Source organism: Roseobacter sp. S87, assembly GCF_055693285.1.
The window spans coordinates 1,222,754-1,249,304 of record NZ_JBVFTR010000004.1; the positions used below are offsets into that span (position 1 = coordinate 1,222,754).

A 26,551-nucleotide genomic window follows, 5' to 3' on the forward strand; every position below is an offset into this window, starting at 1 on the left:
AAATTCGGCCTCTTGACGCGGCTTTCACCTCGTGGCCAAGGTGTTCCGACACTGTGGCGCAGACACGCCGCAGTGCGGGAAAGATCAGACTTAAGAGGCAGTAATGTCCGCACAGCAACCCGCCAGGCGTATCGACACGCCGGTCGACCGGCCGCAGCGCTTCGTTTTTGTGCTGCTGCATGACTTCACCATGCTGTCCTTTGCCTCTGCCGTCGAAGCACTCCGCATCGCGAATCGCATGTCAGGACGCTCTCTCTATGAGTGGAAAACGCTGGGCGAGGATGGCGAGGCTGTCAGCAGCTGTGCCGGCATCCGGTTTCAGGTGGACGGCGATCTGGAAGACGTCTCGCGTGATGATGTAATCATGCTTTGCGGTGGGGTGAACGTTCAGGGTGCGACCACAAAAAAACTGCTGGGCTGGCTGCGACGCGAAGCGCGCAAGGGTCCGGTTGTGGGCGGGCTCTGTACTGCTGGTCACACAATGGCGAAGGCCGGTCTGCTCGATGGGAAAAAAGCCACCATCCACTGGGAAAACCAGGACAGCTTTGCTGAGGATTTTGAGGACGTCACCCTGACCAAATCGGTCTTTGTGGTGGATGGTAACCGTTTGACCACGGCGGGCGGGACGTCGTCGATTGACCTGATGCTCAAACTGATCGCGGACAAACATGGCGAGGAACTGGCCAATCTGGTGGCCGATCAGATGATCTATTCCTCCATCCGTACCGACCAGGACACCCAGCGTCTGTCGGTGCCCACGCGGATCGGCGTACGTCACCCGAAACTGTCATCGGTGATCCAGATGATGGAAGCCAATATCGAGGAGCCGATCAGCCCGTCGATCCTGGCAAAGGATGTGGGCATGAGCACCCGGCAGCTGGAGAGGCTCTTCCGCCGCTATCTCAACCGCAGCCCTAAACGTTATTACATGGAACTGCGCCTGCAGAAAGCGCGCAACCTGCTGATGCAGACCGATATGAGCGTGATCAACGTGGCACTTGCCTGCGGGTTCGCCTCGCCGTCGCATTTCTCCAAATGCTACCGGGCGCACTACGATACGACGCCCTACCGCGAACGGGGCAGCCACGCGGCACGGTTGTCGATCTGAAGCGGACTGCCATGGGCCACCAGTCTTAGGTTGATAGTCCGCTAAGCAGACTAAGATACTGTTTGTTCAGGAATGTGCAGAGTAGATCGACAGGTTAGGGCCCGAACTTTGAAAAAACTACTGTTTGATTTCGATGGAGAACTTAAGCGACACCCAGTGAGGGCAATTGCCTTTTTGCTGGCAACGCAGTTCGTTTTCTTATTGCTGTGGATGACCGCTGTTACTCTTATCCCACATCACCTTGCTATTGCTTCGAACGTTTTGGTCTGGAGCTGGCTGTTCTTAATGCTCTATTTGCTGGGACCCGTCGTTGGGCTATCGAACTGGTGGTTCGGTGGCAAGAAGTAAGTTCGGGCTCAGAGCGGCCGTTGCTGGATTGACGAAAAGTGGGATGCAGATAACCGGCTTTTCTATTCTCTACTGCGCGGCGATCCTGTAAACCGCGCCATTCCCCACCGAAATGAACCAGATGCTGCCGTCCGGTGCCTGAACGATATCGCGGACGCGGTTTGTGGCGCTGTTTTCGATCTGCTGCACTTCGCGGGCGGTCTGACCGGAGATTTCCAGCCGCGCGATATAATCAAACTTCAGTGACCCCACAAAGATGTCCCCGCGCCAGGCCGGGAACATGTCGCCGGAATAGACCAGCAGGCCGGAGGGCGCGATGGACGGGTCCCAGTAAAAGGCGGGCTGTTCCATGCCGGCTTTTTCGGTGCCTTCGCCGATCTTACTGCCCGAATAATGGCGGCCATAGGAAATCACCGGCCAGCCGAAATTGGCCCCCTTGCGCACAAAATTGACCTCGTCGCCTCCGCGCGCGCCGTGCTCGGCTGTCCAGAGGTTGCCCGAGGCATCAAGCCCGGCCCCCTGGGGATTGCGGTGACCAAAGGACCATATTTCCGGCAGTACACCGGCGGTGCCCACAAACGGATTGTCCGCGGGCACAGAGCCATCGCGGTTCACGCGGATGATGCTGCCGTTGTGACTGTCGCGGTCCTGGGCGGAGGGCCGGTCCCCTCGATCGCCGATGGTCAGGTAAAGCGTGCCGTCCCGCGCCTCGACTACGCGGCTGCCGAAATGCCGCCCACCCGAGGAGCCGGGTTTCATCTCAAACAGGTCCCGGACGTTTTCCAGCCGCGTGCCATCTGCCGACAGGGTCGCGGCTACGAGCGCTGTGCCGCTGCCTCCCTGCTGTGGTTTTGAATAGCTCAGCCACAGGGTGCGGGTGGTCACAAAATCGCGGGCGATGGTGATATCCAGCAGGCCGCCCTGCCCGTTATCGCTGACCCTTGGCACGCCCGCGACGTTCTCCGGTTGCCGGCCGTCGGCAAAGTAAAGCAGCCGCCCGTCTTTTTCGGTCACAAGAAAACTGCCATCGGGCAAAATGCCAACGGCCCAGGGCTGATCCAGCCCGGTTGCCACCGGAGCGAGTGTCGCCGCTTCCTGTGCGCGTGCAGGTGGGCCCGCAAGATGTGCTGCTGCACCGGCTGCCAGAAACATCCCGGACAGGAGAAACGACTTAAACCGGCTGCTGGACATGCTTTTTTCCTTATTTTGATGAGGATTACAGAAAATATAGGCAGTTTGCCCCTTATTGCCACCGGTACCGGCGATGCCCGCGCCGGGATGCCTTTGTTTTCGCCCCTAAAACGCTTTTCTTTTGGGTTTCGGAGCCTTACGCTGCCCGGCGAACGCATAGTTCCAACTTGGGAGAAACCACATGAAAAAGATGCTTATGGCCACAACGGCTGCAGCACTCATGGCGACCACCGCAATGGCGGGCGGTCACGCAAAAGAAGTTAAACTGGGCATCCTCATCGGCTTTACCGGCCCGATTGAATCGCTGACAGGTCCGATGGCCGCCGGTGCGGAACTGGCCATGGCCGAAGTCACTGAAAGCGGCAAACTGCTGGATGCTGCCAAGGTCACGCCGATCCGTGCGGACACCGGCTGCATCGACAACGGTCTGAGCACCTCCAACGGCGAACGCCTGATCGCGGACGGCATCAATGGTCTGATCGGCGGCGACTGCTCCGGTGTGACCGGTGCGATCCTGCAGAACGTCGCCATTCCGAACGGTATGGTGATGATTTCGCCTTCTGCGACATCCCCAGGCCTGAGCACGGTCGAGGACAATGATCTGTTCTTCCGCACGGCGCCGTCTGATGCGCGCGAAGGCCAGGTGATGGCCGAGATCCTGCAGGAGCGTGGCGTGGAATCCATCGCGCTGACCTATACAAACAACGACTATGGCAAGGGTCTTGCTGACGCGATCCAGAGCAACTTTGAAGCCATCGGTGGCGAAGTGACCATCGTGGCCGCGCACGAGGACGGCAAAGCGGACTACTCCGCTGAGATGGGCGCACTGGCCTCCGCAGGCGGTGATCTGCTGGTTGTTGCGGGCTATCTCGACCAGGGTGGTCTGGGCATCATCAACGCAGCCCTCGACACCGGCGCATTCGACACCTTCGGCCTGCCGGGCGGTATGATCGGTGACAGCCTGCCGGCAAACGTGGGTTCCGCGCTGAACGGCTCCTACGGCCAGATCGCAGGTTCGGGCGGCGAAGGCATCGAAAAGCTGACCGCGATGGCGGGTGATGCGTTTGATGCGACCTCCCCCTACACGCCGGAAAGCTATGACGCAGCGGCGCTCTTCATGCTGGCCATGCAGGCTGCTGACAGCACCGACCCCGCGGATTACGGCAAGCACATTCTTGATGTGGCCAACGCACCCGGTGAGAAAATCTATCCCGGTGAACTGGGCAAAGCACTCGACATCATCCGCGGTGGCGGCGATGTGGATTACGTTGGTGCCTCGGCTGTTGAGCTGATCGGGCCCGGTGAATCTGCGGGTACATACCGGATGATCGAAGTCCAGGATGAAAAGAACGTCACAATCGGCTTCAAATAAGTCTGTGGCATGAAGACCAGGCAGCCCGGAGATCCCTCTCCGGGCTGTTTCAATAACAAGCGCTGACAGTGGCGCGCACAGGGGAAATGGCATGATTGTCGTTGACGACGTTCACAAGCATTTCGGTGGCTTTCACGCTGTGGACGGTGCCAGTCTTGAGATCGCCGAAGGATCCGTGACCGGTCTGATCGGGCCGAATGGTGCGGGAAAAACCACTCTTTTCAATGTGATTGCGGGCGTTCTTAAACCAACATCCGGCCGGGTGACGATGGCTGGAGAGGATATCACCGGGCTGCCACCGCATGAGTTGTTCCACAAAGGCCTGCTGCGCACGTTCCAGATTGCGCATGAGTTCTCGTCGATGAGCTGCCGGGAAAATCTGATGATGGTGCCGGGCGGGCAGTCGGGAGAGACGCTCTGGAATACATGGTTCGGACGCAAGCGCATTGCGGATGAGGAGCGCGCCCTGCGGGCCAAGGCGGATGAGGTACTGGAATTCCTGACGGTCGAGCATCTGGCCGAACAGAAGGCAGGCCAGATTTCAGGCGGTCAGAAGAAGCTTCTGGAGCTTGGCCGCACCATGATGGTGGATGCGCGGATCGTTTTTCTGGATGAGGTTGGTGCAGGCGTGAACCGGACGCTGCTGAACACCATCGGCGATGCCATCCTGCGCCTGAACAAAGAGCGCGGGTACACATTTGTGGTCATCGAGCATGACATGGATTTCATCGGGCGCCTGTGTGACCCGGTGATCTGTATGGCCGAGGGCAAGGTGCTGGCGCAGGGTACGCTGGACGAGATCAAGGCCAATGAGCAGGTCATCGAGGCCTATCTGGGCACGGGTCTGAAGAACAAGGATATGGTCGGATGAAGGGCGTCGGTTTTCCGTCGGTATCGCGTCGGTGTAACGTCGGTATTACGTTGGTGCGCAGCGCGCGCTGCCTTCACCCGGTGTTAAGCCGTATGGCGGCGGATTTCGTGCCTCCGGCGGGGATATTTATGGCCAGAAGAAACCGGGCCCGGAATAAAAAGGGAGGTCTGCTGTGAGCAGTGATCCCTATTCAGACCGGGGCAACCGGGATCTGTCGCTCGGCAATGCGGCCGGTATGGGTACGACGACGCCGGTAAAGGAAGGTGGCCGCGCGCATCCTGCGGAAGGCGGGCCGTTTCTGATCGGTGAGAGCATGACCGGTGGCTATGGCGCCGGGCCGGACATTCTGCATGACTGCACGATTGCGGTGGATCGCGGCGAGATTGCCGTGATCGTGGGGCCGAACGGGGCCGGCAAATCGACCGGCATGAAGGCTGTGTTCGGGATGCTGAACCTGCGGCAGGGACATGTGAAGCTGGATGGTGAGGATATTACTGAGCTGAGCCCGCAGGCACGGGTGATCAAGGGTATGGGGTTTGTGCCGCAGACCTCGAATATTTTCACCTCGATGACCGTTGAGGAAAACCTGGAGATGGGTGCCTTTATCCGCACCGATGATATCCGGCCCACGATGGAGCAGATTTACGAGCTGTTCCCCATTCTGCGGGACAAGCGCCACCAGGCGGCGGGCGAACTTTCTGGCGGGCAGCGCCAGCAGGTGGCCGTAGGCCGGGCGCTGATGACACAGCCCAAGGTGCTGATGCTGGATGAGCCGACGGCCGGGGTGAGCCCGATTGTTATGGATGAGCTTTTTGACCGGATCATCGAGGTGGCGCGCACGGGCATTCCCATTCTGATGGTGGAGCAGAACGCGCGCCAGGCACTGGAGATCGCGGACAAGGGGTTTGTGCTGGTTCAGGGGCGGAACGCTTTTACGGGGACGGGCAAGGAATTGCTGGCCGATCCCGAAGTGCGTAAGAGTTTTCTGGGGGGATGAGATGGATTTCTGGCGTCTTCCTTTTCGCGAGCGCTGCCGTGGCGCAGGCCGAAACCTCTCAGGAGTTTTCATTCCAGATTCGCTGCGAGTGGAATCATGAACTGCGACTGGATGAGAAAAGCCCCGGTCCGGAGGCTCCGAATGGCCCGGGATACCTGTCTGGTGAAAAACCCCTCCTGGTACAACAGGACCACCTTAGCACCGTGTTGGAGATCGCAGGTGCCGCCGGCACGAGGCATTTCATGATGCCCGACATCGGAGGACCGCTGGCAGGAATGATGATCACGGTTTACCCGGAGGGTCAGAGTATTGGTCTTCAGCAATACAGGGTACAGGGCGAAGTATATGCGCGCGCAACGAAGGGATCATGCGAGGTGATCGAGTAATGGACTTCCTGAACGCAATCATTGCCCTGACCAACTTTGTCATTGTGCCTGCGGTGGCCTATGGCAGCCAGCTGGCGCTTGGCGCGCTGGGGGTCACGCTGATCTACGGGATCCTGCGGTTTTCGAACTTTGCCCATGGGGACACCATGGCATTCGGCGCGATGGTGACTGTGCTGGTGACCTGGCTTTTCCAGAGCTGGGGCATCAGTCTGGGGCCGCTGCCCACGGCGCTGCTCGCCCTGCCCTTTGGGATCCTTGGCTGTATGGCGCTGCTGCTGGCGACGGACCGGGTGGTGTACCGGTTCTACCGCGAGCAGAAGGCCAAACCCGTGATCCTGGTGATCGTGAGCCTCGGCGTGACGTTTATCATGAACGGCATTGTGCGGTTCATCATCGGGCCGGATGATCAGCGTTTTGGCGATGGCGAGCGGTTCATCATCTCCGCACGCACCTTCCGCGAGATGACCGGCCTGCGCGAAGGGCTGGCGATCAAGACCACGCAGGGCATCACCGTGATCACGGCGGTGGTTGTGGTGCTGCTGCTCTTCTGGTTTCTGAACCGGACGCGGACGGGAAAATCGATGCGCGCCTATTCAGACAATGAGGATCTGGCACTGCTCTCCGGCATCAATCCGGAGCGGGTGGTGATGATCACCTGGCTGATTGTGGCGGGGCTGGCGACCATTGCCGGCGTGCTTTACGGGCTGGATAAATCGTTCAAGCCCTTCACCTATTTCCAGCTGCTGCTGCCGATTTTCGCCAGTGCGATTGTGGGCGGTCTGGGCAATCCGATCGGGGCTATTGCGGGAGGCTTTGTGATCGCCTTTTCCGAGATCACGGTGACCTATGCCTGGAAAAAGGTGCTGACCTATCTGCTGCCGGAAAGCCTGGAACCCAGCAGTCTGGTGCAGCTTCTGTCCACCGATTACAAATTCGCGGTCAGCTTCCTCATTCTGCTGATTGTGCTGCTGTTTAAACCCACGGGTCTCTTCAAGGGGAAAGCGGTATGAACCCTGCTGTGAAAAACACCCTGCTTTTTGCCATTGTGGGCGCGATGATCCTGATTACCGGTTTCACGCAGAGCTGGAACACCGCGCTGCTCATTCTGAACATGGGGCTGATTTCGGCCATCATGTCGCTGGGCGTGAACCTGCAGTGGGGCTTTGCGGGGCTCTTTAACGTGGGCATCATGGGGTTTGTGGCCCTGGGCGGTCTGGCCGCGGTGCTGGTGGGCGTGCCGCCCACCCCCGGTGCGTGGTCGGCGGGCGGCTGGAACATTTTGGGTGCGCTGGTGTTTGCGGTTGTGCTGATCGTGGCCATTGTGAAGATCCGTGCGCGGATGCCTGCAGGGCGGCTGCGGACGCTGGTCACCCTGGGGCTGCTGGTGGCTGGTTTCTTCATCTATCGCGCGCTCTTTGATCCGGGCGTGGAGGCGGTTGAGGCGATTAACCCTGCCCTGCTGGGCAACCTCGGGGGGCTCGGGATTGACCGCGGGCTTTGGGTGGCGCTGGCCTGGCCTGTGGGCGGGCTGTTCGCGGCCGGTGCGGCCTGGGTGATTGGCAAGACGGCACTGGGGCTGCGGTCGGATTACCTGGCGATTGCGACGCTGGGCATTGCGGAGATCATCATCTCGGTGCTCAAGAACGAGGACTGGCTGTCGCGTGGTGTCAAGAACGTCGTCGGCCTGCCCCGCCCGACCCCCTATGAGATTGATCTGCAGAACGATCCGGGCTTTGTGGAGACCGCGTCGCTTTATGGCATGGATCCGGTCACGGCCTCGACGCTTTATGTCAAACTGCTCTATGCCGGGCTCTTCGCGCTGGTGCTGATCATCCTGCTGGTCATGGCGCAGCGGGCACTCAACAGCCCCTGGGGGCGTATGATGCGGGCGATCCGCGACAACGAGGTCTCCTCGGAGGCGATGGGCAAAGACGTGACCGCGCGCCATCTGCAGGTGTTTGTGCTGGGCTCGGCCATCTGCGGGATCGCGGGGGCGATGATGACCACGCTCGACAGCCAGCTGACGCCGGGCACCTACCAGCCGCTGCGGTTCACCTTCCTTGTGTGGGTCATGGTGATCGTGGGCGGGTCAGGCAACAATTTCGGCGCTGTGCTGGGCGGTTTCCTGATCTGGTTCCTCTGGGTGCAGGTGGAGCCTATGGGGCTGTGGCTGATGCAGGTCATCACAGCCGGAATGGCAGACGGATCGGCGCTAAAGGCGCACCTGATTGAGAGCGCAGCACATATGCGGCTCTTTACGATGGGTCTTGTGCTGCTGCTGGTGCTGCGGTTCAGCCCGCGGGGTCTGATCCCTGAGCGGTAGTCCCGGGCGCGAGTGTGAAGGCGTTTTTTACGGGCATTGGTTCGGGGTCTGTCTGCTGGGCGGTCACCAGAGACATTTTTAAGTCATTAAAACCTGCGCAAATGTGGGGAAAAGCATCGGGCTCGCTCTACGTCACACAATGAGCGCTAAAAGCAATTCCGAAAGGATGGTGGATATGAACGGACTTGTCGCGTTGCTTTGTTCGGCCACATTCCTTGTGGCAACAGCTTTTCCATCGTTTCCGGTGCAATCAGACGTCCTGTCCGCGCAGGAATCCGATCCGAATGTCATGGGGTGGATGCAGGGGTTTCCGCCTCCGCAGGACAGACTTATCACGCAACCCGACAGCAGCTATTTCAGCTTTCCGCGACTGCGCTGGTCGGTATGTCACCTGCGGGAGTTTCTCCCGACCGAGGAGATCAGCCGCGGCCTCGGCGCACCAATCCCGCTCGAATACCCGTCTCCGTCAGAGTTCGCTGATCTTCGGCAGCAGATCGACGCCGTCATGTTCACACCACAGAACAGCGATGAAGAGATGTCGTGGGACGTCTCGCTCCACGCCAATTACACCGACGGCATGCTGGTCCTTCACAAAGGAGAGGTGGTTTACGAGAGGTATTTCGGCTGCCTGAAAGAGGACGGCAAGCACGCCATCATGTCGATGACCAAATCGTTCACCGGCCTGCTGGCGGAAATCATGGTTGTGGAAGGAGCGTTCGACGAGACTGCCCTGGTTCAGGACATCATTCCGGAAATTGGCGACAGCGCCTTCGCCTCAGCCACTGTCCGGCAGGTTATGGATATGACCACGGGTGTGAAGTATTCTGAAAACTATTCCGATCCCAACGCGGATATCTGGCTCTACTCCGCTGCAGCCAGCCCGCTTCCCAAGCCCGCGGACTACGGCGGACCGGACGGGTACTGGGAGTATCTTCAGCAGGTCCGGCCCGAGGGCGATCACGGAGATGCGTTTCACTACAAGACCATCAACTCCGACATGCTGGGGTGGATCATCAGCCGGGTTTCAGGAAAGTCGGTAACCGAACTGGCCTCTGAACGACTTTGGCGCCGGATGGGCGTGGAACAGGATGCCTATCAGACGGTCGATGGCAAAGGGGTGCCTTTTGCAGGAGGTGGCATCACTGCCGGGCTGCGCGATCTGGGGCGGCTGGGCCAGCTGATGCTGAACAAGGGAGAACTGAATGGCACACGGCTCTTTCCGGCGGAAGTTGTGACGAACATCCGCGCCGGCGGCGATCGGACGAAATTCGGAAACGGTTTCCCCACTTTTGGCCCCGGCAGCTATACCAGCCAGTGGTGGATCCTGCACAATGACCACGGGGCGTTCGCCGCTCGTGGTGTGCATGGACAAACGATCTATGTCGATCCGAAGGCCGAGATGGTGCTGGTACGACTGGCGTCTCACCCACAGGCCCAGAATGGTTTCATCGACCCAACTTCGCTGCCTGCTTACCAGGCCGTTGCTGAATACCTGATGGAGCAAAGATAGTTGCCCCATATGCCGGAACAACTGCTTTCGGCTCAGAGCGGCTGTTCCGCCCGGCCCGCCATGTGCTGCCTCAAACGCCCCGGACAGGGTCAGTAGCACTGGAACCCTGAACCCGCGACGCCGGCGCAGACGCAGGGCAGTCCGACGCCGAAGGGGCCCGTGGTCATGGCGCACCATTTCTGGCCATAGACGTAGTCACAGCAGTAAAGCTGGGCCTGTTGGGGCGGGAACGGGTTCTGCTGCACCTGCTGTTCGACGGCGCAGTCGTTCAGGTCCGTTCCGTAAGGGCAGTCCCCCGGCACGTCACAGAACCCATCATTTTCATAGGCGCAGGTGCCACCATTCTGCTGGGGCTGGCGGTTCACGTTGGCCTGCTGCTGTGTCTCTTTTTCAGCGTCAATGAAGGTCCGGGTCAGGTCGCGCACGCAATCGCGGTAGTTGGCGCTTTCCTTCTGCTGATGCTCGCGCAGCACCTGCTGGATTCCGTTCCAGCGTTCCTTGCTGATCTCGATTTCCTCGTTGCTTCCCGGCAGGGTCACAAGACGTTTTCCGTCCGATGTGCGCCGGCTGCCCTGTATGGAGCTGACAGTACAGCTGTCGCGCGCCAGTTTGGCGGCCTTTTCGCTGATGCTCTGCTGGGCGCTGGCCAGACCCGGCATCAGCGTCATCAGCAGAACGGCCACTGCGGTCACCACGCGACGCATCAGGGCAGCTTGTCCAGAACCGGCGGTGTCATGGCGCGCACGCAGGCGCGGTAGTCGACGTTGTCGGCCAGCTGGTCCTTGCGCATGACCTGCTGGATGCTGTCCCATTCCTGTTCTGACATCTCGACAAAGGCGTCCGCCCCCACTTTGCCCACCAGTTTCACACGGATATTGCCCTCAACCTGGCCTTTGGCGGTCAGGCTGGAAAAACTGCCCTCGTCTTTGACCCGGCTGCAGGTGTCGCGGATCACCTGCATCGCGTCAGCCACAGTTTCCTGTGCTGCGACCGGCAGTGCCCCCATAACCGAAACAAGTAAAACTGCTGAAAACAATCGCATAATGCCACCCCTGATAAAATACGCGCTCAGAATACCACTGAAACGCGCATTTTTGACAAGGATTTTCTGCGTCAGCGTCCTTTGAACAGGCCTCCGAGGATTCCACGCACAATTCGGCGGCCTGTGGTGCCCTTGAGTTCCTTGAGTACGGCGGTGGCCACAGCGGAGCCCAGCGTGTCCTGTGTCCGGCGGGTCCTGCGCGAGGTGGAGCGTGCGACGCGCCCGCCGGAATAACGGCGGCCGGCGTTGAATTCGCGCACGGCGGCGGAGGCCTTTTCGGCGGCTTCTTCGGCAGCGGCGGCCTCTGTGGCGGCTTTTTCGGCGCGGGCCTGAAGGATTTCGAAGGCGGACTGGCGGTCCACCGTCTTGTCGTAGCGCGCGGCCATCTCGGACATAGCCATCAGATCGGCCCGTTCGGCGCTGGTGATCGGTCCCAGCTGCGAGGACGGCGGCCGGATCAGTGTGCGTTCGACTATGCCCGGCACCCCTTTTTTCTGCAGCATGGAGGTCACCGCCTCGCCCACGCCGACCTCCCGGATCGCGGCTTCGGTATCAAAGGCGGGGTTCTCGCGGTAGGTTTCAGCAGCCTGGCGCAGTTCGCGCCGGTCCTTGGCGGTAAAGGCGCGCAGGGCATGCTGGATGCGGTTGCCAAGCTGGCCCAGAATATCCTCCGGCACATCCGCCGGGTTCTGCGTGATGAAATAGACGCCGACCCCCTTGGAGCGGATCAGCCGGGCCACCTGTTCCACCTTGTCGACCAGCGCTTTGGGTGCGTCTTCAAAGAGCAGATGCGCCTCGTCAAAGAAGAAGACGAGCTTTGGTTTGTCCGGATCGCCCACTTCGGGCAGTTCCTCAAAGAGTTCGGACAGCAGCCACAGCAGGAAGGTCGCATAGAGCCCCGGGGAGCCCATCAGCTTGTCGGAGGCCAGGATATTGATCTGGCCACGGCCGTCGGAGGCGGTGCGCATGATGTCGCTGAGCTCCAGCGCGGGTTCGCCAAAGAACCCTGCCCCGCCCTGGTTTTCCAGCACCAGCAGCCGGCGCTGGATCGCGCCGATCGAGGCCGTCGAGACATTGCCGTAACGCAGTGACAGGTCCTTTGTGTGCTCGCCGATCCACACGAGCAGGGACTGCAGGTCCTTGAGATCGAGCAGTGGCAGACCCTCTTCATCCGCGAGACGGAAGGCAATGTTGAGGATCCCCTCCTGCGCCTCGCTCAGGTCCAGTAGTCGCGCGAGCAGCAGCGGGCCCATTTCCGACACGGTCGTGCGCACCGGATGGCCCTGATCGCCGAAGATGTCCCAGAAGGTGACGGGAAAAGCGGAATAGGCGTATTCGGTGAACCCGATGGTTTCTGCCCGTCCCATGAAAGCGTCATGCAGTTTGTGTGTTTCCGAGCCGGATTTGGCGAGCCCGGAGAGATCGCCTTTGACGTCCGAGAGAAAGACCGGAACGCCGGCGGCGGAGAACCCTTCGGCCAGGATCTGCAGCGTCACGGTTTTCCCGGTCCCGGTGGCGCCCGCAACAAGCCCATGCCGGTTGGCATATTTCAGGCTGAGATGTTGCTGGGTGCCATAATCCGCACCACCGCCGCCGATAAAGATGTCGTCTGTCATTTTGCGCTCCGCCTCAGAAATCTCTCGTACGACCATACGTTCTTAACTGTTTTCTGCCATACCTGATTTGTCCGGACTACGGCCATGTCCTTTCGCCGCCGGACATCCTCCCTGTCAGACTGGCCGTGCCGAATTTCGGTACGGCCTTTTTTCTGCCCGGACGTGTGGACAGAAGACCCGGAAAAAACCCGGATTTCCGGTTGACGGTAGGTCCCTTGTTTCGTACCGTCCCTGCAATAAGTCGGCCAGTCCGACGGGGAGAAAAAAATTAGGGAAAAAGAGGTGCCTTGTGCGCCTCTTTTTTCTTTGGAACTCTTCGATAATATTAAGGTGAAACGGGTCCTTTTGCGGCGATGCTGACTGACACTGCCGGCTGCCTGTGGTAGAGACCCGAAAGATCGAGCTTAGGGAGTAATCATGCCTGATTTTTCAAACAGTGTGACCCGTGCGGCCCTGATGGCTGTACCTTTTGTTCTGGTGACGGGCTTTGCCATGGCGCAGACCGCGGGCGACGGGTCCACACAAGAAGACACAAGCGGGGCCGCACAGACGACGGATGACGGTCTGGCCCTTGGTGCCGAGGTTGGCGAAGGGCCGCAGGTCGGAGAGGCCTATACGAGCGAAACAATCGGTGCCTGGTCGCTGCGCTGCGTAAAAACGGCCGATGGGAATGACCCCTGCCAGATGACGCAGCTGCTTTCAGATGCCCAGGGTTCGCCGATTGCTGAATTCTCGCTCTTCAGGCTGCGCGACGGCAGTGAAGCGGAAGCCGGTGCCACGGTTATTGTGCCGCTTGAGACATCGCTGCAGGAGAACCTGTCCATTCAGGTCGATCAGCAGGGCGGCAAGAGCTATCCATTTGCCTTCTGCAACCCGGTGGGCTGCTACGCACGGATCGGCCTGACGGCGGATGATGTGCTTTCATATAAGCGCGGAAACGCGGCGGCCATCAGCATTGTTCCCATGGCCGCCCCGGATCAGCGCGTGACAGTGCAGCTTTCTCTGGACGGCTTCACTGCCAGCTATGACAAGACGACGGTTGCGGAACGCTGATCCCGGCCTCCGGACCTGATTTCGGCCGCGCTCTCTCGGGGGCGCGGCTTTTTTATGCGGCACGCAGAGCCAGTACCGCGTTCATGCCGCCGAAAGCGAAGGCATTGGACAGGGCGACGGTCACTTTCGCCTCGCGGGCCTCATTCGGGACCACATCCAGCGCGCATTCCGGGTCCGGCTCCTCATACCCGATGGTCGGGGCGATCACGCCTTCGCGTAACGCCATGATGCAGGCGAGCAGCTCAACAGCACCGGTGCCGCCGATCAGGTGACCATGCATGGATTTGGTGGATGAGATCATCAGCCTGTCAGCATGCGGCCCGAAAACATCGGCCACGGCCGCGCATTCCGTCTTGTCGTTTGCAGCAGTGCCTGTGCCATGGGCATTGATGTAGCCGACCTCATCCCGGCTGATGCGGGCGTCGGCCAGAGCACCCGACATCGCGCGCGCGGCCCCGTTTTTGGAGGGCATCACGATGTCAGCCGCATCTGATGACATGGCAAAGCCGATCACTTCGCACAGAATATCCGCGCCGCGCGCTTTTGCGTGCTCCATTTCCTCGAAGACAAAGACCCCTGCCCCCTCGCCCTGGACCATGCCGTTGCGGTTGGCTGAAAACGGCCGGCAGGCATCTTTTGACATCACGCGCAGGCCTTCCCAGGCTTTCACGCCGCCAAAACAGAGCATGGATTCAGACCCGCCCGTAACCATCACCGGGGCCATCCCGGACCGCACCATGGCAAAGGCCTGGGCCATCGCGTGGTTGGAGGACGCGCAGGCGGTTGAAACGGTGAAGGACGGGCCCTTGAGGTTGTGTTCCATGCTGACATGGCTGGCCGCGGCATTGTTCATGAGCTTCGGCACGACAAAGGGGTGCACGCGGTTTTTGCCGTCCTCATAGACGGAGCGGTAGTTGTCGTCCCAGGTGCTGACGCCGCCACCGGCCGTGCCCAGAACCACGCCGGAGCGGGCAGAAAGTTCGCCGCTGAACACCAGCCCGGACTGATCGATGGCCTCTTTGGCCGCAGCGAGCGTGAACTGTGTGAACCTGTCGTAAAGCGACATCTGCTGGCGGTTGTAGCGCCCTTCGGCCTCAAACCCGCGCACCTGTCCGCCGATCCGGATGGACAGCCGTTCCACATCGCGCAGAGACAGCTCACCTATACCGCAGACCCCGTTCCGCATGGCGTCAAGCGTGGCCGGGACGTCATGCCCCAGCGCGTTGATCGTGCCGGCGCCGGTGATGACAACGCGTTTCATCGCTGTCAGGCCTGTTCCGCGATCAGCCGTTCAATGCCCGCCACGATGGAGGCCACCGTCGAGATGTCAAAATCGCTGCCCGAGGGGTCGTTGGCGTTAAAGGGCACGGATATGTCGAAGGTTTCCTCGATCGAGAAAATGCTTTCAACCAGCCCGAGGCTGTCGATGCCAAGGCTTTCCAGTGTACTGTCGGGCGTGACGTCTGACGGGTCCAGCACAGCCTGTTCGGCGATGATCTGGATGACCTGATCCTGAATGCTCATCGGCATGTCCTCCGTGGCTCTCACGCAGGGGATTTAGTCATTCCCTGAGCGTTTTAAAACCGCTTTCTGCAGGGCAGAGAACTCCCGCATCAGACGCGGCAGACGGCGCAGCGCTTTGTAGGTTTCGATATGCGTGTCCATCTTGATGCCCGGATAGCCGAGGATCGTGCGCCCGGCGGGTACATTGGACAGGATCTTGGTCCCGCCCCCTGCAATTACCCGGTCGCCGATAAAGATATTGTCGGTCACGCCCACCTGCCCGCCGAGCACCACGTTGTTGCCGATGGTCACCGAGCCCGCAATGCCCGCCTGACCGCAGAGCAGGCAGTCGCGGCCCACGACCACGTTGTGGCCAAGGTGCACAAGGTTATCCAGTTTGGAGCCGTCACCGATCACGGTATCGCGGATCGTGCCGCAGTCGACGGTGGCGTTCGAGCCGATTTCAACATCGTCCCCGATGGTGATGCCACCCAGCGAGTGAATCCGCGCCCAGGACTGGGCGGTGGCCTCCTGCTGGTCGCCAAGCGTGCTGCGGGCTTTTTCAACGGCGGAGACTTCCGGTGTCGTGAAGGAGAATCCGTCGCCACCGACGCGGCAGCCGGGCTGGCAGATCAGGCGCACACCGGCTCTGACCTTCGCGCCGATGGAGACATGTTCGCGGATCAGGGCGCCGTCGCCCAGAATGCTGTCTGTGCCGATGTAGCAATGTGGCCCGATGACCGAGCCCGCACCGATCTGCGCGCCGGACGCGATGACCGTGAAGGGGCCGATGCTGACATCCGGTGCGATCTGCGCATCCTCGGCAATGATGGCGGTGGGATGGATGCCGGGCGCGAAGCCCTGGCCTTGATCCATCAGAGCAGTAAGCCCGGACATGGCATAGCGCGGGCGGTCCGGAATGATCGCAGCGGTGAGGCCCATGGCCTGCCAGTCAGCCCCCTGCCAGAGCATTGCAGCCCGCGCGTTGCCTTCGGACATATGGGCTGCATACTCCTCGCGGGTCGCCATCGCCAGATCGTCCGGTCCGGCAGATTGTGGCTCGGCTACACCGGCGATGGAAATGTCGGCATCGCCGAAGACTTCAGCTCCGATCGCTTCTGCGATCTGACGGACGGTATAACGCGCCATGAATGAGGGCTTCCTTTGTGGTCAGGGTCCCTGATTTAACCCTGAACCGCGCGCATTGCCACCCCTGCACCCGCAAGCGCCTTCCAGATGCGGCCGTCGCGGCCATAGATGTCGCGGCGAAAACGGACCTTGCCTTTTTCATCTGCGAAGGCAGTCCGGTAGATGATGTGCACGGGCACCGGTTTCTTCAGCGGTACTGTGGTTTCCTTGCCGGTGGCCAGTTTCGCCTGGAAGAACCCTTTGGGATCGCTCGTCTGTTTGGCCAGCAGCGCATAGGCAAAGTCGAAGGGATCTGCGAGCCGGATACAACCGTGGCTGTAGGCGCGGACCTCACGGCCAAAGAGGTTTTTGGCCGGGGTGTCATGCAGATAGATGTTGTGTTTGTTCGGGAACATGAACTTCACCAGACCCAGCGCGTTGCCGCGGCTCGGCGGCTGACGCATGGCAAAGGGGAATGTGCGGGCGTCAAACTGGGTGAAATCCACGGCGGACCGGTCGATGCGGCGTCCGGAGCGGTCGGTGATTTCGATATGATTGACTGCATTCGGGTTCTTCTGCAGCTCAGGCAGATATTCTTTGGTGATGATGGAGCGCGGCACATACCAGCTTGGGTTGATGACCATGAATTCCATGACGTCAGAGAATTCCGGCGACTGACGGTCGGAATCGCGTGCGCCGATCACAGAGCGTGTTGAAAAGGTGACCTTTCCGTTGTCGAAAATCTTGGCCGAGAAATCAGTCAGGTTGACCTCGATGTGACGTTTGCCGCGGTCAAGGTTGAGCCAGCGCTCGCGCTCCATTGCGACGATTACCGACTGCAGGCGGTCTTTGACGGAGCGGTTGATCTCTTTCATCGTGCCGGGTCCGACAACGCCATCCTCTGCCAGTCCGTGCGCGCGCTGGAAATAGAGGACAGCACTTTGCATGGCTGCATCATAGGTCTGGCCGGAGCTGCGTTTCATATAGCCCATGCGCACCAGGCGGTTGCGCAGCGCCACAACTGAGTTCCCCGTGGCACCCGGCTTGAGGGTTTTCGAGCGGACGGTGCCCCCCAACCCCCATCGGCGAGCAGCCGCTCAAGCCGCAGTTTTTCCTTCATCAGCGCGGTGTATTCCGGCGTGTCCGGCGGCAGGGCGCGGAAAAAACCCGCGGGTGAGGATTTCACAAAGTTGGTCAGGTAGGACCCCCGGTCGCGGTACGGTACCTGACGGACAATCGCTTTGTCGACGCGACCCGGCACCAGAACACCGGTCTGGATATCACGTGCATACTGCAGGAAAACCCGGCTCATTTCGACTTCGAGAGCGCCCAGCTCGGCCGTTGTACGCGCGTTTTGCATGCGCGCTTTCAGCCCGGCCAGATCATAGCGGTTTTCTGGCAGCCCGTGGTTACCGGCACGCTCCAGCGCTTTGACCAGCTCCGCGCGGCGCTTGCGGTCCTTGCCCTTGCCTGTCCAGATGCTTTCAAAGCCATTTGCCTGATAAAAGGCGGAAATGTCGGCGTCACGCGCGGCTGCTGAGGCGACAGCCTGTTTGAAGGCGGTGTTGTCGGCGCGCGCAGCGGAAGGCTGCGACACAAGCAAAAAGGCCGCAGCGAAAAACGCCAGCAGACCGGAAAGAACGCGAACGGATGAAAAGGCGCGCAGGTACATCAAAAACCCTCACTCGAAAAATAGCAGACACCCTGTTTTGCCGGGCCTCACGCAGTGCTGTCCAATAACATTTCATGTTCACGTCAAGGAAAGGTGAAAATGATGCAGCGATGCACCGGTTCCCGAAAATTCAGGTTTGCGCGGGATATGCGCGGTTTTTTGCCTAAAATTGTCCGGAAACAGGGCATTGCCCTTTCACGACTTGGTTAACAATTGTGCCTATGACATAAAACCGTTGCATCTGGGACAGAGATGACGAGCCCGTGTAACATCACGGGCCAGGCAGGAACGAGGCAAGACCAGGTTATGACGAACGACAGCTCAGCGGGCTTAACACGCCGTGCGCTTCTTCAGGCATTTGCCGCGACAGCGCTTGTTGCAGCCCCCACATACAGCAATGCAGCAGGCTTTCTGAGAGGCGGAGGAGATATCCGCCGCATCAGCATGTATTCCGGCCGCACAGGCGAGCGGATCGATACGATCTACTGGATCGAGGGAAAGTACATTCCCGACGCGGTCAAGGAAATCAATTACTTCATGCGCGACTGGCGCACAGATGGATCCATCTCGATGGATCTGCGGACAATCGACATCATGGCCGCCACGCATAACATGCTGGACGCGTCCGAGCCTTATATGCTGCTGTCCGGCTACCGCAGCCCGCAGACGAACGCGATGCTGCGCTCGCGCAGCCGTCGTGTGGCGAAAAACTCACTGCACATGAAGGGTCAGGCTGCGGATCTGCGGCTGACGTCCCGTTCGGTCAGCCAGATGGCAAAAGCTGCGGCGGCCTGCCGGGGGGCGGTGTTGGTAAATACTCCGGCTCCAACTTTGTGCATATGGACTGTGGTGTGGTACGTACCTGGGGTCGCTGACCCCTGTGCCAACAGAATTGCCGCCGCCCGGCGCCTGAACAAGTTGCGGAAAAGCCGGCTCAACTCCATAGGTCCAGTGGACCGCATTGCAGAAGTCGTTCCGGCTTACCCCGTCCGCATCCCGCCAAAGACCGGCGAAGCTGCAAAAGAACTCAAAAAAAGTACACTCACCAACCTCTGCAACGCGCGTCCTGCATTGCCAGACTCCGCGGAAGTGCGTTGGACGAGGCTGTGGCCGAGGCATAAAGATGGGGCGACGACTGGAGCGACGGCAAACTCACTAAAGACGAAATTGTCGCCCGACTGTTCGACCGCAACCAGGAGCGTGCGAAGAAGGACTGGCCTTGGACAGCTGGCTAGTTTGGATCGGTCCAGGATTTGCAGCCCTTGCGCTGAGCTTTCTCGTGCGCGCTTAAACTGCGCCAATGGTCCCATGTCACTAACTTAAAGAGGACACCATGAAAGCACTTCCAATACCGCCAAAAGAGGCATCCAAGTACTTGAAGTACAAGTTCAACCTTCGTTTCAGCCACAACACTCTGGCGAAACTCCGGTGCCATGGCGATGGCCCTGATTTCCTGAAGTTTCGCGGAAGTATTTACTATGAACCCGAGGAGCTAGACAGATGGGTGAACTGGAGGACTTCGAAACACAGCAGTGGTTCCGAGTATCCCCGTCCACCTAAAGACCGAGATGTAGATATCTTTGAACAGTTTGGTTTGAAGTTGCCGATTGGAAAGAGAAACGATGACGAAAATGGCGACAGCGGCATGCCTGCACCTCATTAGATCAAGCAATATCAATACCTTAACTGAAACAAGAAGCTGACACCCTCTGAGGGTCTGGTTTGTCATTAAAGGTGAAGGCTACCCAGCCTTCACCATGACGCCAACCACTAGGAAGGGTCTCGTCATGGAAGACTACAATGACAACTTCATACTCATCCCCGCGAAAAGCGGTGGCGGTGCGCTTGTGCGACACAGTCAGATTGCCGGGGGTCGTGCAAACTGCAATGATGGAGCAATCCTCTGTTTCTCGTCCGGTCCATCGGTTTACACGACCGCCACAATTGCTCAAATCGCAGAATAACTTGGCGCGCGAAAAGCCGACATCGCGAGGCAGTAGTGCAATTAGCGGGGTTTCGTGATGAAGCCCCGCAAACATCCAAATGACAAACAATTCTTAAGCAGGCTGAGAGACAGTGACGGTGGACCTAAAGATACTCGTGTTCAACACGACGCCTACTGGGCTCTCAGATCGCAAGGTCATCCTCACTCAGTGGCAGTGAGGGTGCACCGAGATATACCTCCATACTATTACCGCGAGAAAGTCTCAGAAAGTGACGATTACATCGCGGACTTAGACCCGAAGGACATCTTTTTCCCGGATAAAACAGAGCTCAGAACACTCACCGTATATATACGCCCTGAATTAACCGAAGAAGCCGTCAGGGCAAGTGCACCTCGCGAGCGCGAATACACGATCTGGGACTATGTTGTTCCCAGATTTGGTGTTCGCATACGGTCTTCCGGGAGCAAGAGCTACATTTTGATATGCAGGGTTAAGGGCGCGCAATCCCAGGCAAAGCTGACAATTGCACGCTTTGGTGCGATCTCCTTGGACTTGGCTCGCCGCATCGCACGAGATTGCAGGATAGAGGCACATCGTGGAAATGATCCAAGAAACGAAGAACTGCTTTAGAAAATTTGGGAAATTCACCTGTGATCGTGAGACAGTCGGTCTTGTTAAGTTACCCCAGAGTTACCCAAGAAAATCTCCAAGAAACAATACTGTGATCTTCAAGGTTTCATAGAGTCTGAGCGGAAAAGCGACTCTTGGCCAAAGTGAACAAAACAGTGAAACGCTAGCTAAAACAGAGCCTTGCTAAAAGCTGAATTGGCTGACCGCCATAAACTATTTCTCACGCCTGATTGCAGCAGTATCCAATTGTGTCAAGCGAAACTGGTTTGACGAAATAGCCCATTCGTACGTTCGGTTGTCGTTTCGGAGATGCCGGATGGGTACCAAGCAAGAACTGAAGAGGCACCATATGAAAACTCAAATCATCCTTACTGCACTTAGTCACACAGCTGATTTCAGTAGCCCAGGCTCAGGGACGAAAACACAGGAAACAGGAAAGCACAGGTAAATGGGATTAAACCAAGGAATGTATTCTAGGAAAATCTCCGGTTCGAATGGAGATATCACTCAATAAGATGGGTGATAATGGAAGGTCTGAGGTCGTAAATGCTTCCTCAGACCCTCCTTTCAAAACCTAGGGGGACGCTGAGCTCAACTGGTCCGATGGGTTGCCATAGCCGCCAAAGGCCAGAAGACTTTCAAATTTGGAGTTCTACTCGGATGAAGCATCTTCCCTTCTACTAAAAATTGTATTGTCATCAAAGGGATGCAGACCACAACAGAATCGTTCGAAAGTTTCCTTGCCGAAGCAAAGGCTTCTGGCGGAGCTGAAATGGCCAACTGCCATCTCTTCATCGAACGCCTTTGTCGTCACTTAAGCTTACCCGAGCCAGCGCTTTCTACCGAAGAGAACCGCTTGAACGACTACGTTTTCGAACGGCGTGTAGACTTCAAGCATCCCGACGGTTCGACCACACCTAGGCGGATAGACCTATATAAGCGTGATTGTTTGATCCTGGAAGCAAAGCAGTCGTCAAAGCGTCCCTCTTCGACACCTACCCTCCCGGGACTGCCCGAGGATCATCACTAGATAAAACGCGGTCAAGCATCACGAGGATCGCGACGTTGGGACAAGGTAATGGACGCAGCGCGGCGTCAGGCAGAAAACTACGCACGGGCTCTTCCCATCGAACACGGCTATCCGCCGTTCCTCATGGTCCTCGACATAGGCAACGAACTCCAGATTTTCGCGGACTTCTCGGGGCAAGGGAAGAACTACACTCATTTCCCAGATCGTTCTGCTTTCCGTCTGTCCATGGACGATCTGCTCGATCCGCCAATTCAAGAACGCCTCCGACTGATCTGGACAGACCCGCAGTCGCTCGACCCGGCACGCTACAGCGCGCAGATTACGCAGGATATCGCAGAGCGTCTTGCGCGGATCGCATTGCGTCTAGAGCGGAAACACGATCCCCACGATGTAGCGTCGTTCCTCATGCGGTGCCTCTTTACGATGTTCGCCGAAGACGTCGAACTGATCCCCGATCACGCCTTTGAGAACCTACTCGAAACTATTGTGGATGATCCTCAACACTTCGTGCCTGCCCTCGAAGACCTCTGGGGAAAGATGGACAAAGGGGGCTATGCAGCTGGCATCAACAAATCTCTGAAGCGGTTCAATGGTGCTCTATTCAAAGACGCCCGCGCACTCCCACTCGATAACGACGACATTCGAGAACTCTGGGTAGCGTCCCAATGATCATGGGAAGACGTTGAACCCGCAATCTTCGGAACACTGCTGGAACGTGCGCTCGACCCACGCGACCGGTCGCGTCTTGGAACACATTACACACCGCGCGTCTACGTCGAACGGCTAGTGATCCCGACAATCATTCAACCCTTGCGTACAGATTGGGACACTGCGCGCCAGCGCGCGAAAGAACTCGAAGACGCTGGCAAGCAAGACGATGCCCTGCGCACTGTGTGCGACTTCCACCACCAGCTTTGCACGACGCGGGTGCTGGACCCTGCCTGCGGCACAGGCAACTTCCTCTATGTCTCGCTTGAACTGATGAAGCGCCTCGAAGGAGAAGTCCTGGAGGTCATCGCCGATCTTGGCGGTCAGGAAGGGCTTGCATTCCAGGGCGAAACGGTGAACCCGGCGCAGTTCTACGGGATCGAGCTCAACCCCCGCGCCGTTCCCATTGCCGACCTCGTGCTCTGGATCGGCTACTTGAAATGGCAACTTGGCACCTCCGGCCCCGGCTCCATTGCTGAACCAATCCTGCACGCCTACGGCACAATCCGTGAAGGAGACGCCATCCTCGAAGACGAGGGTACCGAACCGGTGCTGGATGATGCAGGCCAACCTGTTCAGGTCTGGGACCGGATCACGACCAAGCCTAATCCCGTCGCACCCGATCAGACCATCCCAGACCCCACCGCCACCGTGCCTATGGTGCGCTACCAGAAACCGAGACCAGCTCCGTGGCCTGATGTGGAATTCATCGTCGGCAACCCACCCTTCATCGGAGGAAAGGATATGCGGGCCGAGCTGGGCGACGGATATGCCGAGGCCGTTTGGGCGGCGCGAAAGGACGTGCCGGGCGGGGCCGATTTCGTCATGCATTTCTGGGATGCGGCTGCGGTTCGATTATTGGCGAAGGGCATCAAGTCCAAGCCGAACCCGCTGCGCCGCTTTGGTTTCATCACCACCAACTCGATCACCCAGACCTTTTCGCGGCGGGTGATCGAACGACACCTCAAGGCGAAGGAGCCGCTGAGCCTTGTCTACGCCGTGCCAGATCACCCGTGGCAGAAGTCGGCGGGCAAGGCCGCCGTGCGCATTGCCATGACGGTTGCCGAAGCCGGGGAAAGCGAAGGCGTTCTGGCTGAGGTGTTAGCCGAGGCCGATCTGAACACCGATGCACCCAAGGTGGACCTTCGTAAGGCAGAAGGAAAAATTACCGCCAAGCTCACGCTAGGCGCTGATGTGACGCGGATGCGTTCGCTTTGCGCAAATGAAAGCATCGCTGTGAAAGGCTTTGAACTTGGAACTCAGGCGCTCGTTCTCGATGCAAATACCGCCGCTTCGCTGTCTAAACGTATTAATCTTCAGGAAGTCATCAAACCGTATTTCAATGGCAACGACCTTAAGAATGGAAAATCATTCCGAAAGGTGATCGACACCTACCCGCGAGATTGGAAAGTGATTTCGAAGGACGGTGATCTTGCAAACTACTTGCTCACGCACGTTCGCGACTCTCGTTACCCGCTTTCCGATGACCATGTTTTGAAGAAATGGTGGCAATTTCGCCGAACTGGAGCCGCGATACGCGAAGCTATTACTGGTCTGGAAAGGTTTGTCGCAACAACGAGGACGGCTAAACACAGGTTCTTTACATTCTTACCAGCTGGAACGATTGCCGAGAGCAAGATTGTGGTTGTGGCTTCGGAGGCTGAAAATGATTTGGCTGTTTTGAGCTCCCGTTGTCATTGCCTTTTCTCGGAAAGAACAGGTGGGTGGCAAGGTGTTGGCAACGACCCTGTTTACCAACACACTGACACCTTCGAGCCCTTTCCGTTTCCTGTTCTCACGGACGAGAGCCTAAACTATCTGGCTGACTTAGGAGAGCGACTTGATGCCTTTCGCAAGGAGCGGCTCTCAGCTCACAAGCATCTGACAATATCTGAGCTGTGCAACGCTCTGGAACGCTTGCGTGAGCTAGAGGTTGGGATTGGCGAAGCAATGTCTGAGGCCGAGCGCGACGTATACGACGCCGGCCAAATCCGCATTCTTGCCGAGTTGCACGACGACATCGACCGCGCTGTGCTCGAGGCTTACGGCTGGTCCGACCTTGCATCTGCTCTAGTCGGCAAGTTGGGCGGGACACTTCCCAGCCCGCACAAGACACTCGAACAGGAAGAAGCAGAAGAAGAGCTGTTGAGCCGCCTTGTCGCGTTGAACGAAGAGCGTGTTGCGGAAGAAGCCTTAGGAGAACTCCGCTGGCTCCGCCCTGAGTTTCAAGTACCGAAGTTGGGCAAGAAGGCCCCTCAGCCTACAATGGACATCGCCACCACGACCGTTGTCACCATACCAGATGCGGAAAAACCTGCTTGGTCCAAGGAACCCATGGACCAAATCCATATCCTCCGCCGCGCAATGGCCGGGGCTGACACACCCACTCACGCCCGCCGACCTCTCAGGCCACTTCAAAGGAGGGCGCAAACGCGAAGAACGGATTGAACGCCTTTTGGCCGATATGGTCGAGCTCGGCATTGCAGGCGCCGATGCAGATCGCGCCAATCGTTTCTTCTTGCCGGAGTAATTTGCGAAGATGGTTGAGAAGGAAAAGGCGCAACGCCGTGGCGGCAACAAACTGGAACGCTGGGAAGTCAGCATTGTAAAAGCAATGCTAGAACGAGGGGGATACCAGGATCAGGATATCCTCGCATATTTCACGCGACCAACTCGGACCGTGAACCACGCTCGCATCAAAGAAATCCGAGACGTGACCAAACATAAGTCGGTTAAGCCTGCCGACGCCGAAACGTTGGACGCCTTTCTGGCAACCTTGCCCGAAGTCGATCCAGACACAGGGTTAAGTCTTCGAGGCGACGAGCTCCTAATCAAAGTTCGCGAAGCGATGATCGCAGCCGTGCACATCTTCAACTCGGCTGGCCTCACCTTTCGTGCGGAGCTGTTTGTTGTCACGGCCATCATTGCTTGGACTTACCTACTTCACGCCTGGTTTAAGCGTGAGGGCATCGACTACAAATACCCCGAAAAGAAGACCAAGGCTGGAGCAGAACGCTATTGGGAGCTGGGCAAATGTCTCAAACATGCCAAGTGCCCTGTAGAACCAGGTGCCATGAAGAATCTGGAGCTTCTTCTTGAGCTTCGTCATGAAATCGAGCACCGCTCAACCACTCGAATTGACGACGCTCTTGGAGCAAAGCTGCAAGCATGCTGCATCAACTTCAATGAAGTGCTCAAGAAGGAGTTTGGTGCTCAACACGGACTCGAGAAGCGACTGCCGATTGCACTACAGTTCGTTTCATTTGGCGCCGACCAGCGTGCGGCGCTCAAAAAGGCAGCCATCTACCAGCACACGTTGCATCTACCATTGTTGATGCCTTTGAGCACGGTTTGACCGAGGAGCAAATGAAGGACCCGGCCTATAGAATGAAAGTCGGTTTCCTACCCATCGCGGCGAAGAAACCGGGCGCTGCTGACACAGCAGTAGAAGTCTTTTCGCGGGGTCCAGAGGAAGCGACAGCGCTTGAGAAAGTGATCTTTAAAGATCGGGACCGCGAACGATATCCACCAAGCAAAGTAGTCGAAATGGTTCAGGCTCGTGGTTTTCCACATTTCGGAATACACGACCACACGCAGCTTTGGAAACAGTTGGACGCTAAGAACCCTGGAAAAGGGTACGGACGCGAAGGCGATTATAACGGGACTTGGGTGTGGTTCGACCGCTGGGTGGATCGTGTTGTGGAATACTGTGAAGGTGAAGTAGACAGGTTTCGGTGACGCGCGTTCTAACTCTTGCCCACCAAGGAAAGCCCGCTTGTTTACCTCGCAGCCACCTCGGCCGCGCGTGTGAATGGCGCGAAGGCGGCTCCGAGAAAAACAAGCTCTTATAGTTATCTATCTCTAACTGTCTATTAGGCGCTAGATTCCACCAAAATTGACTGGATTTCACCTGTGCCGTGCTTCCTATGTGCTTCCTGAAACTACATCAGCAAGGTCAGGAATCTATTAATTAGTTGATTTTATTGGCGGACCCTAGAGGATTCGAACCTCTGGCCTCTGCCTTCGGAGGGCAGCGCTCTATCCAGCTGAGCTAAGGGTCCCTGCCTGCGGTATAGACGCGACCGCCGGGTCCTGCAATTGCAAAAAGTGCTGCCGC

At 58.3% G+C, this 26,551-nt stretch carries 23 protein-coding genes, 1 tRNA gene and 3 pseudogenes; 18 read left to right on the top strand and 9 right to left on the bottom strand.

Translation table 11 applies throughout. The annotated features are described in order from the left end of the window. Window positions 1-103: 103 nt before the first annotated feature. A complete protein-coding gene (locus tag ACZ1HA_RS06935) occupies window positions 104-1,108 on the top strand; it encodes a GlxA family transcriptional regulator (protein WP_472713372.1) in 1,005 nt (334 codons plus the stop codon). Between the two features lie 108 nt (window positions 1,109-1,216). Continuing rightward, window positions 1,217-1,456, top strand: a complete 240-nt coding sequence (locus ACZ1HA_RS06940) for a hypothetical protein (RefSeq protein WP_472713373.1) — start codon at window positions 1,217-1,219, stop codon at window positions 1,454-1,456. Between the two features lie 69 nt (window positions 1,457-1,525). Here ACZ1HA_RS06940 and ACZ1HA_RS06945 read toward each other — a convergent pair whose 3' ends face one another. Next, a complete protein-coding gene (locus tag ACZ1HA_RS06945) occupies window positions 1,526-2,647 on the bottom strand; it encodes a PQQ-dependent sugar dehydrogenase (RefSeq protein WP_472713374.1) in 1,122 nt (373 codons plus the stop codon). 181 nt (window positions 2,648-2,828) lie between these two features. On the opposite strand from ACZ1HA_RS06945, the gene ACZ1HA_RS06950 reads away from it, so the two are divergent. The 7 genes from ACZ1HA_RS06950 to ACZ1HA_RS06980 all read left to right on the top strand — a co-directional run bounded on the left by ACZ1HA_RS06950 (window position 2,829) and on the right by ACZ1HA_RS06980 (window position 10,106). After that, the gene (locus tag ACZ1HA_RS06950) at window positions 2,829-4,019 is read left to right on the top strand and encodes an ABC transporter substrate-binding protein (protein ID WP_375227738.1); all 1,191 of its coding nucleotides are present in this window, start codon (window positions 2,829-2,831) and stop codon (window positions 4,017-4,019) included. Between the two features lie 91 nt (window positions 4,020-4,110). After that, complete coding sequence (locus ACZ1HA_RS06955; protein ID WP_472713375.1) at window positions 4,111-4,890, top strand: ABC transporter ATP-binding protein; 780 nt, start codon at window positions 4,111-4,113, stop codon at window positions 4,888-4,890. Window positions 4,891-5,062: 172 nt separating this feature from the next. Further along, on the top strand, window positions 5,063-5,887 hold the full coding sequence (locus ACZ1HA_RS06960; protein WP_472713376.1) for an ABC transporter ATP-binding protein: 825 nt from the start codon (window positions 5,063-5,065) through the stop codon (window positions 5,885-5,887). Between the two features lie 203 nt (window positions 5,888-6,090). Continuing rightward, window positions 6,091-6,273 (top strand): hypothetical protein, encoded by a 183-nt coding sequence (locus ACZ1HA_RS06965; RefSeq protein WP_472713377.1) that lies wholly within the window; start codon window positions 6,091-6,093, stop codon window positions 6,271-6,273. Further along, on the top strand, window positions 6,273-7,283 hold the full coding sequence (locus tag ACZ1HA_RS06970) for a branched-chain amino acid ABC transporter permease (protein WP_472713378.1): 1,011 nt from the start codon (window positions 6,273-6,275) through the stop codon (window positions 7,281-7,283). The genes ACZ1HA_RS06965 and ACZ1HA_RS06970 overlap by 1 nt, the downstream gene beginning before the upstream one ends. Further along, the gene (locus tag ACZ1HA_RS06975; RefSeq protein WP_472713379.1) at window positions 7,280-8,596 is read left to right on the top strand and encodes a branched-chain amino acid ABC transporter permease; all 1,317 of its coding nucleotides are present in this window, start codon (window positions 7,280-7,282) and stop codon (window positions 8,594-8,596) included. Before ACZ1HA_RS06970 ends, ACZ1HA_RS06975 begins: the two co-directional genes overlap by 4 nt. A 175-nt stretch (window positions 8,597-8,771) precedes the next feature. Continuing rightward, window positions 8,772-10,106: a serine hydrolase domain-containing protein gene (locus tag ACZ1HA_RS06980; protein WP_472713380.1), complete on the top strand. Its 1,335-nt coding sequence runs from the start codon at window positions 8,772-8,774 to the stop codon at window positions 10,104-10,106. Between the two features lie 89 nt (window positions 10,107-10,195). On the opposite strand, the gene ACZ1HA_RS06985 is transcribed toward ACZ1HA_RS06980, so the two are convergent. The 3 genes from ACZ1HA_RS06985 to ACZ1HA_RS06995 form a co-directional block, all read right to left on the bottom strand. Beyond that, window positions 10,196-10,810, bottom strand: a complete 615-nt coding sequence (locus ACZ1HA_RS06985) for a hypothetical protein (RefSeq protein WP_472713381.1) — start codon at window positions 10,808-10,810, stop codon at window positions 10,196-10,198. After that, entirely contained in the window at window positions 10,810-11,148 is a 339-nt protein-coding gene (locus tag ACZ1HA_RS06990) for a hypothetical protein (protein WP_375227730.1), read from the bottom strand. Before ACZ1HA_RS06990 ends, ACZ1HA_RS06985 begins: the two co-directional genes overlap by 1 nt. Before the next feature lie 71 nt (window positions 11,149-11,219). Further along, window positions 11,220-12,764, bottom strand: coding sequence for a helicase HerA-like domain-containing protein (locus tag ACZ1HA_RS06995; RefSeq protein WP_472713382.1), 1,545 nt, complete (start codon window positions 12,762-12,764; stop codon window positions 11,220-11,222). 417 nt (window positions 12,765-13,181) lie between these two features. On the opposite strand from ACZ1HA_RS06995, the gene ACZ1HA_RS07000 reads away from it, so the two are divergent. Continuing rightward, on the top strand, window positions 13,182-13,817 hold the full coding sequence (locus ACZ1HA_RS07000) for an invasion associated locus B family protein (protein ID WP_472713383.1): 636 nt from the start codon (window positions 13,182-13,184) through the stop codon (window positions 13,815-13,817). 52 nt (window positions 13,818-13,869) lie between these two features. Here the strand turns inward: ACZ1HA_RS07000 and ACZ1HA_RS07005 are convergent, their stop codons facing one another. The 4 genes and pseudogenes from ACZ1HA_RS07005 to ACZ1HA_RS07020 all read right to left on the bottom strand — a co-directional run bounded on the left by ACZ1HA_RS07005 (window position 13,870) and on the right by ACZ1HA_RS07020 (window position 18,120). Continuing rightward, on the bottom strand, window positions 13,870-15,078 hold the full coding sequence (locus ACZ1HA_RS07005; RefSeq protein WP_375227727.1) for a beta-ketoacyl-[acyl-carrier-protein] synthase family protein: 1,209 nt from the start codon (window positions 15,076-15,078) through the stop codon (window positions 13,870-13,872). A gap of 5 nt (window positions 15,079-15,083) precedes the next feature. Beyond that, window positions 15,084-15,341, bottom strand: coding sequence for an acyl carrier protein (locus ACZ1HA_RS07010; protein WP_472713384.1), 258 nt, complete (start codon window positions 15,339-15,341; stop codon window positions 15,084-15,086). 33 nt (window positions 15,342-15,374) lie between these two features. Further along, window positions 15,375-16,469: a UDP-3-O-(3-hydroxymyristoyl)glucosamine N-acyltransferase gene (gene lpxD / locus ACZ1HA_RS07015; RefSeq protein ID WP_472713385.1), complete on the bottom strand. Its 1,095-nt coding sequence runs from the start codon at window positions 16,467-16,469 to the stop codon at window positions 15,375-15,377. Between the two features lie 35 nt (window positions 16,470-16,504). Beyond that, a pseudogene (locus ACZ1HA_RS07020) lies at window positions 16,505-18,120 on the bottom strand (L,D-transpeptidase family protein). A gap of 306 nt (window positions 18,121-18,426) precedes the next feature. Between ACZ1HA_RS07020 and mepK the strand changes: the two are divergent. The 8 genes and pseudogenes from mepK (at window position 18,427) to ACZ1HA_RS07060 (ending at window position 26,172) form a co-directional block, all read left to right on the top strand. Further along, a pseudogene (mepK, locus tag ACZ1HA_RS07025) lies at window positions 18,427-18,995 on the top strand (peptidoglycan L,D-endopeptidase MepK). Window positions 18,996-19,453: 458 nt separating this feature from the next. Continuing rightward, complete coding sequence (locus ACZ1HA_RS07030; RefSeq protein ID WP_472713386.1) at window positions 19,454-19,783, top strand: hypothetical protein; 330 nt, start codon at window positions 19,454-19,456, stop codon at window positions 19,781-19,783. A 358-nt stretch (window positions 19,784-20,141) separates the two neighbouring features. Next, entirely contained in the window at window positions 20,142-20,696 is a 555-nt protein-coding gene (locus ACZ1HA_RS07035) for an Arm DNA-binding domain-containing protein (protein WP_472713387.1), read from the top strand. Window positions 20,697-21,402: 706 nt separating this feature from the next. Further along, window positions 21,403-22,086: pseudogene (locus ACZ1HA_RS07040) on the top strand (type IIL restriction-modification enzyme MmeI); the annotation flags it as partial. Beyond that, window positions 22,084-22,395, top strand: a complete 312-nt coding sequence (locus ACZ1HA_RS07045; RefSeq protein WP_472715293.1) for a type IIL restriction-modification enzyme MmeI — start codon at window positions 22,084-22,086, stop codon at window positions 22,393-22,395. The pseudogene ACZ1HA_RS07040 and the gene ACZ1HA_RS07045, both read left to right, overlap by 3 nt. 117 nt (window positions 22,396-22,512) lie before the next feature. Continuing rightward, window positions 22,513-24,882 (top strand): class I SAM-dependent DNA methyltransferase, encoded by a 2,370-nt coding sequence (locus tag ACZ1HA_RS07050; protein WP_472713388.1) that lies wholly within the window; start codon window positions 22,513-22,515, stop codon window positions 24,880-24,882. Window positions 24,883-24,973: 91 nt separating this feature from the next. Then, entirely contained in the window at window positions 24,974-25,789 is an 816-nt protein-coding gene (locus tag ACZ1HA_RS07055; protein ID WP_472713389.1) for a DUF3644 domain-containing protein, read from the top strand. Window positions 25,790-25,800: 11 nt separating this feature from the next. Then, the gene (locus ACZ1HA_RS07060; protein ID WP_472713390.1) at window positions 25,801-26,172 is read left to right on the top strand and encodes a hypothetical protein; all 372 of its coding nucleotides are present in this window, start codon (window positions 25,801-25,803) and stop codon (window positions 26,170-26,172) included. 246 nt (window positions 26,173-26,418) lie between these two features. Here the strand turns inward: ACZ1HA_RS07060 and ACZ1HA_RS07065 are convergent. After that, window positions 26,419-26,495 (bottom strand) — tRNA-Arg (locus ACZ1HA_RS07065). Window positions 26,496-26,551 lie beyond the last annotated feature (56 nt).

Excerpts from the sequence above, each read along its gene's own strand:
- lpxD (WP_472713385.1), bottom strand. The coding sequence starts at position 16,469 with ATGGCGCGTTATACCGTCCGTCAGATCGCAGAAGCGATCGGAGCTGAA.
- ACZ1HA_RS06980 (WP_472713380.1), top strand. The coding sequence starts at position 8,772 with ATGAACGGACTTGTCGCGTTGCTTTGTTCGGCCACATTCCTTGTGGCA.
- ACZ1HA_RS07055 (WP_472713389.1), top strand. The coding sequence starts at position 24,974 with ATGGTTGAGAAGGAAAAGGCGCAACGCCGTGGCGGCAACAAACTGGAA.
- ACZ1HA_RS07035 (WP_472713387.1), top strand. The coding sequence starts at position 20,142 with ATGAAGCCCCGCAAACATCCAAATGACAAACAATTCTTAAGCAGGCTG.
- ACZ1HA_RS07005 (WP_375227727.1), bottom strand. The coding sequence starts at position 15,078 with ATGAAACGCGTTGTCATCACCGGCGCCGGCACGATCAACGCGCTGGGG.
- ACZ1HA_RS06985 (WP_472713381.1), bottom strand. The coding sequence starts at position 10,810 with ATGCGTCGCGTGGTGACCGCAGTGGCCGTTCTGCTGATGACGCTGATG.
- ACZ1HA_RS06955 (WP_472713375.1), top strand. The coding sequence starts at position 4,111 with ATGATTGTCGTTGACGACGTTCACAAGCATTTCGGTGGCTTTCACGCT.
- ACZ1HA_RS07030 (WP_472713386.1), top strand. The coding sequence starts at position 19,454 with ATGAAAGCACTTCCAATACCGCCAAAAGAGGCATCCAAGTACTTGAAG.
- ACZ1HA_RS07010 (WP_472713384.1), bottom strand. The coding sequence starts at position 15,341 with ATGAGCATTCAGGATCAGGTCATCCAGATCATCGCCGAACAGGCTGTG.
- ACZ1HA_RS06990 (WP_375227730.1), bottom strand. The coding sequence starts at position 11,148 with ATGCGATTGTTTTCAGCAGTTTTACTTGTTTCGGTTATGGGGGCACTG.
- ACZ1HA_RS06935 (WP_472713372.1), top strand. The coding sequence starts at position 104 with ATGTCCGCACAGCAACCCGCCAGGCGTATCGACACGCCGGTCGACCGG.
- ACZ1HA_RS06950 (WP_375227738.1), top strand. The coding sequence starts at position 2,829 with ATGAAAAAGATGCTTATGGCCACAACGGCTGCAGCACTCATGGCGACC.
- ACZ1HA_RS07000 (WP_472713383.1), top strand. The coding sequence starts at position 13,182 with ATGCCTGATTTTTCAAACAGTGTGACCCGTGCGGCCCTGATGGCTGTA.
- ACZ1HA_RS06975 (WP_472713379.1), top strand. The coding sequence starts at position 7,280 with ATGAACCCTGCTGTGAAAAACACCCTGCTTTTTGCCATTGTGGGCGCG.
- ACZ1HA_RS06995 (WP_472713382.1), bottom strand. The coding sequence starts at position 12,764 with ATGACAGACGACATCTTTATCGGCGGCGGTGGTGCGGATTATGGCACC.
- ACZ1HA_RS06970 (WP_472713378.1), top strand. The coding sequence starts at position 6,273 with ATGGACTTCCTGAACGCAATCATTGCCCTGACCAACTTTGTCATTGTG.
- ACZ1HA_RS06945 (WP_472713374.1), bottom strand. The coding sequence starts at position 2,647 with ATGTCCAGCAGCCGGTTTAAGTCGTTTCTCCTGTCCGGGATGTTTCTG.
- ACZ1HA_RS07060 (WP_472713390.1), top strand. The coding sequence starts at position 25,801 with ATGAAGGACCCGGCCTATAGAATGAAAGTCGGTTTCCTACCCATCGCG.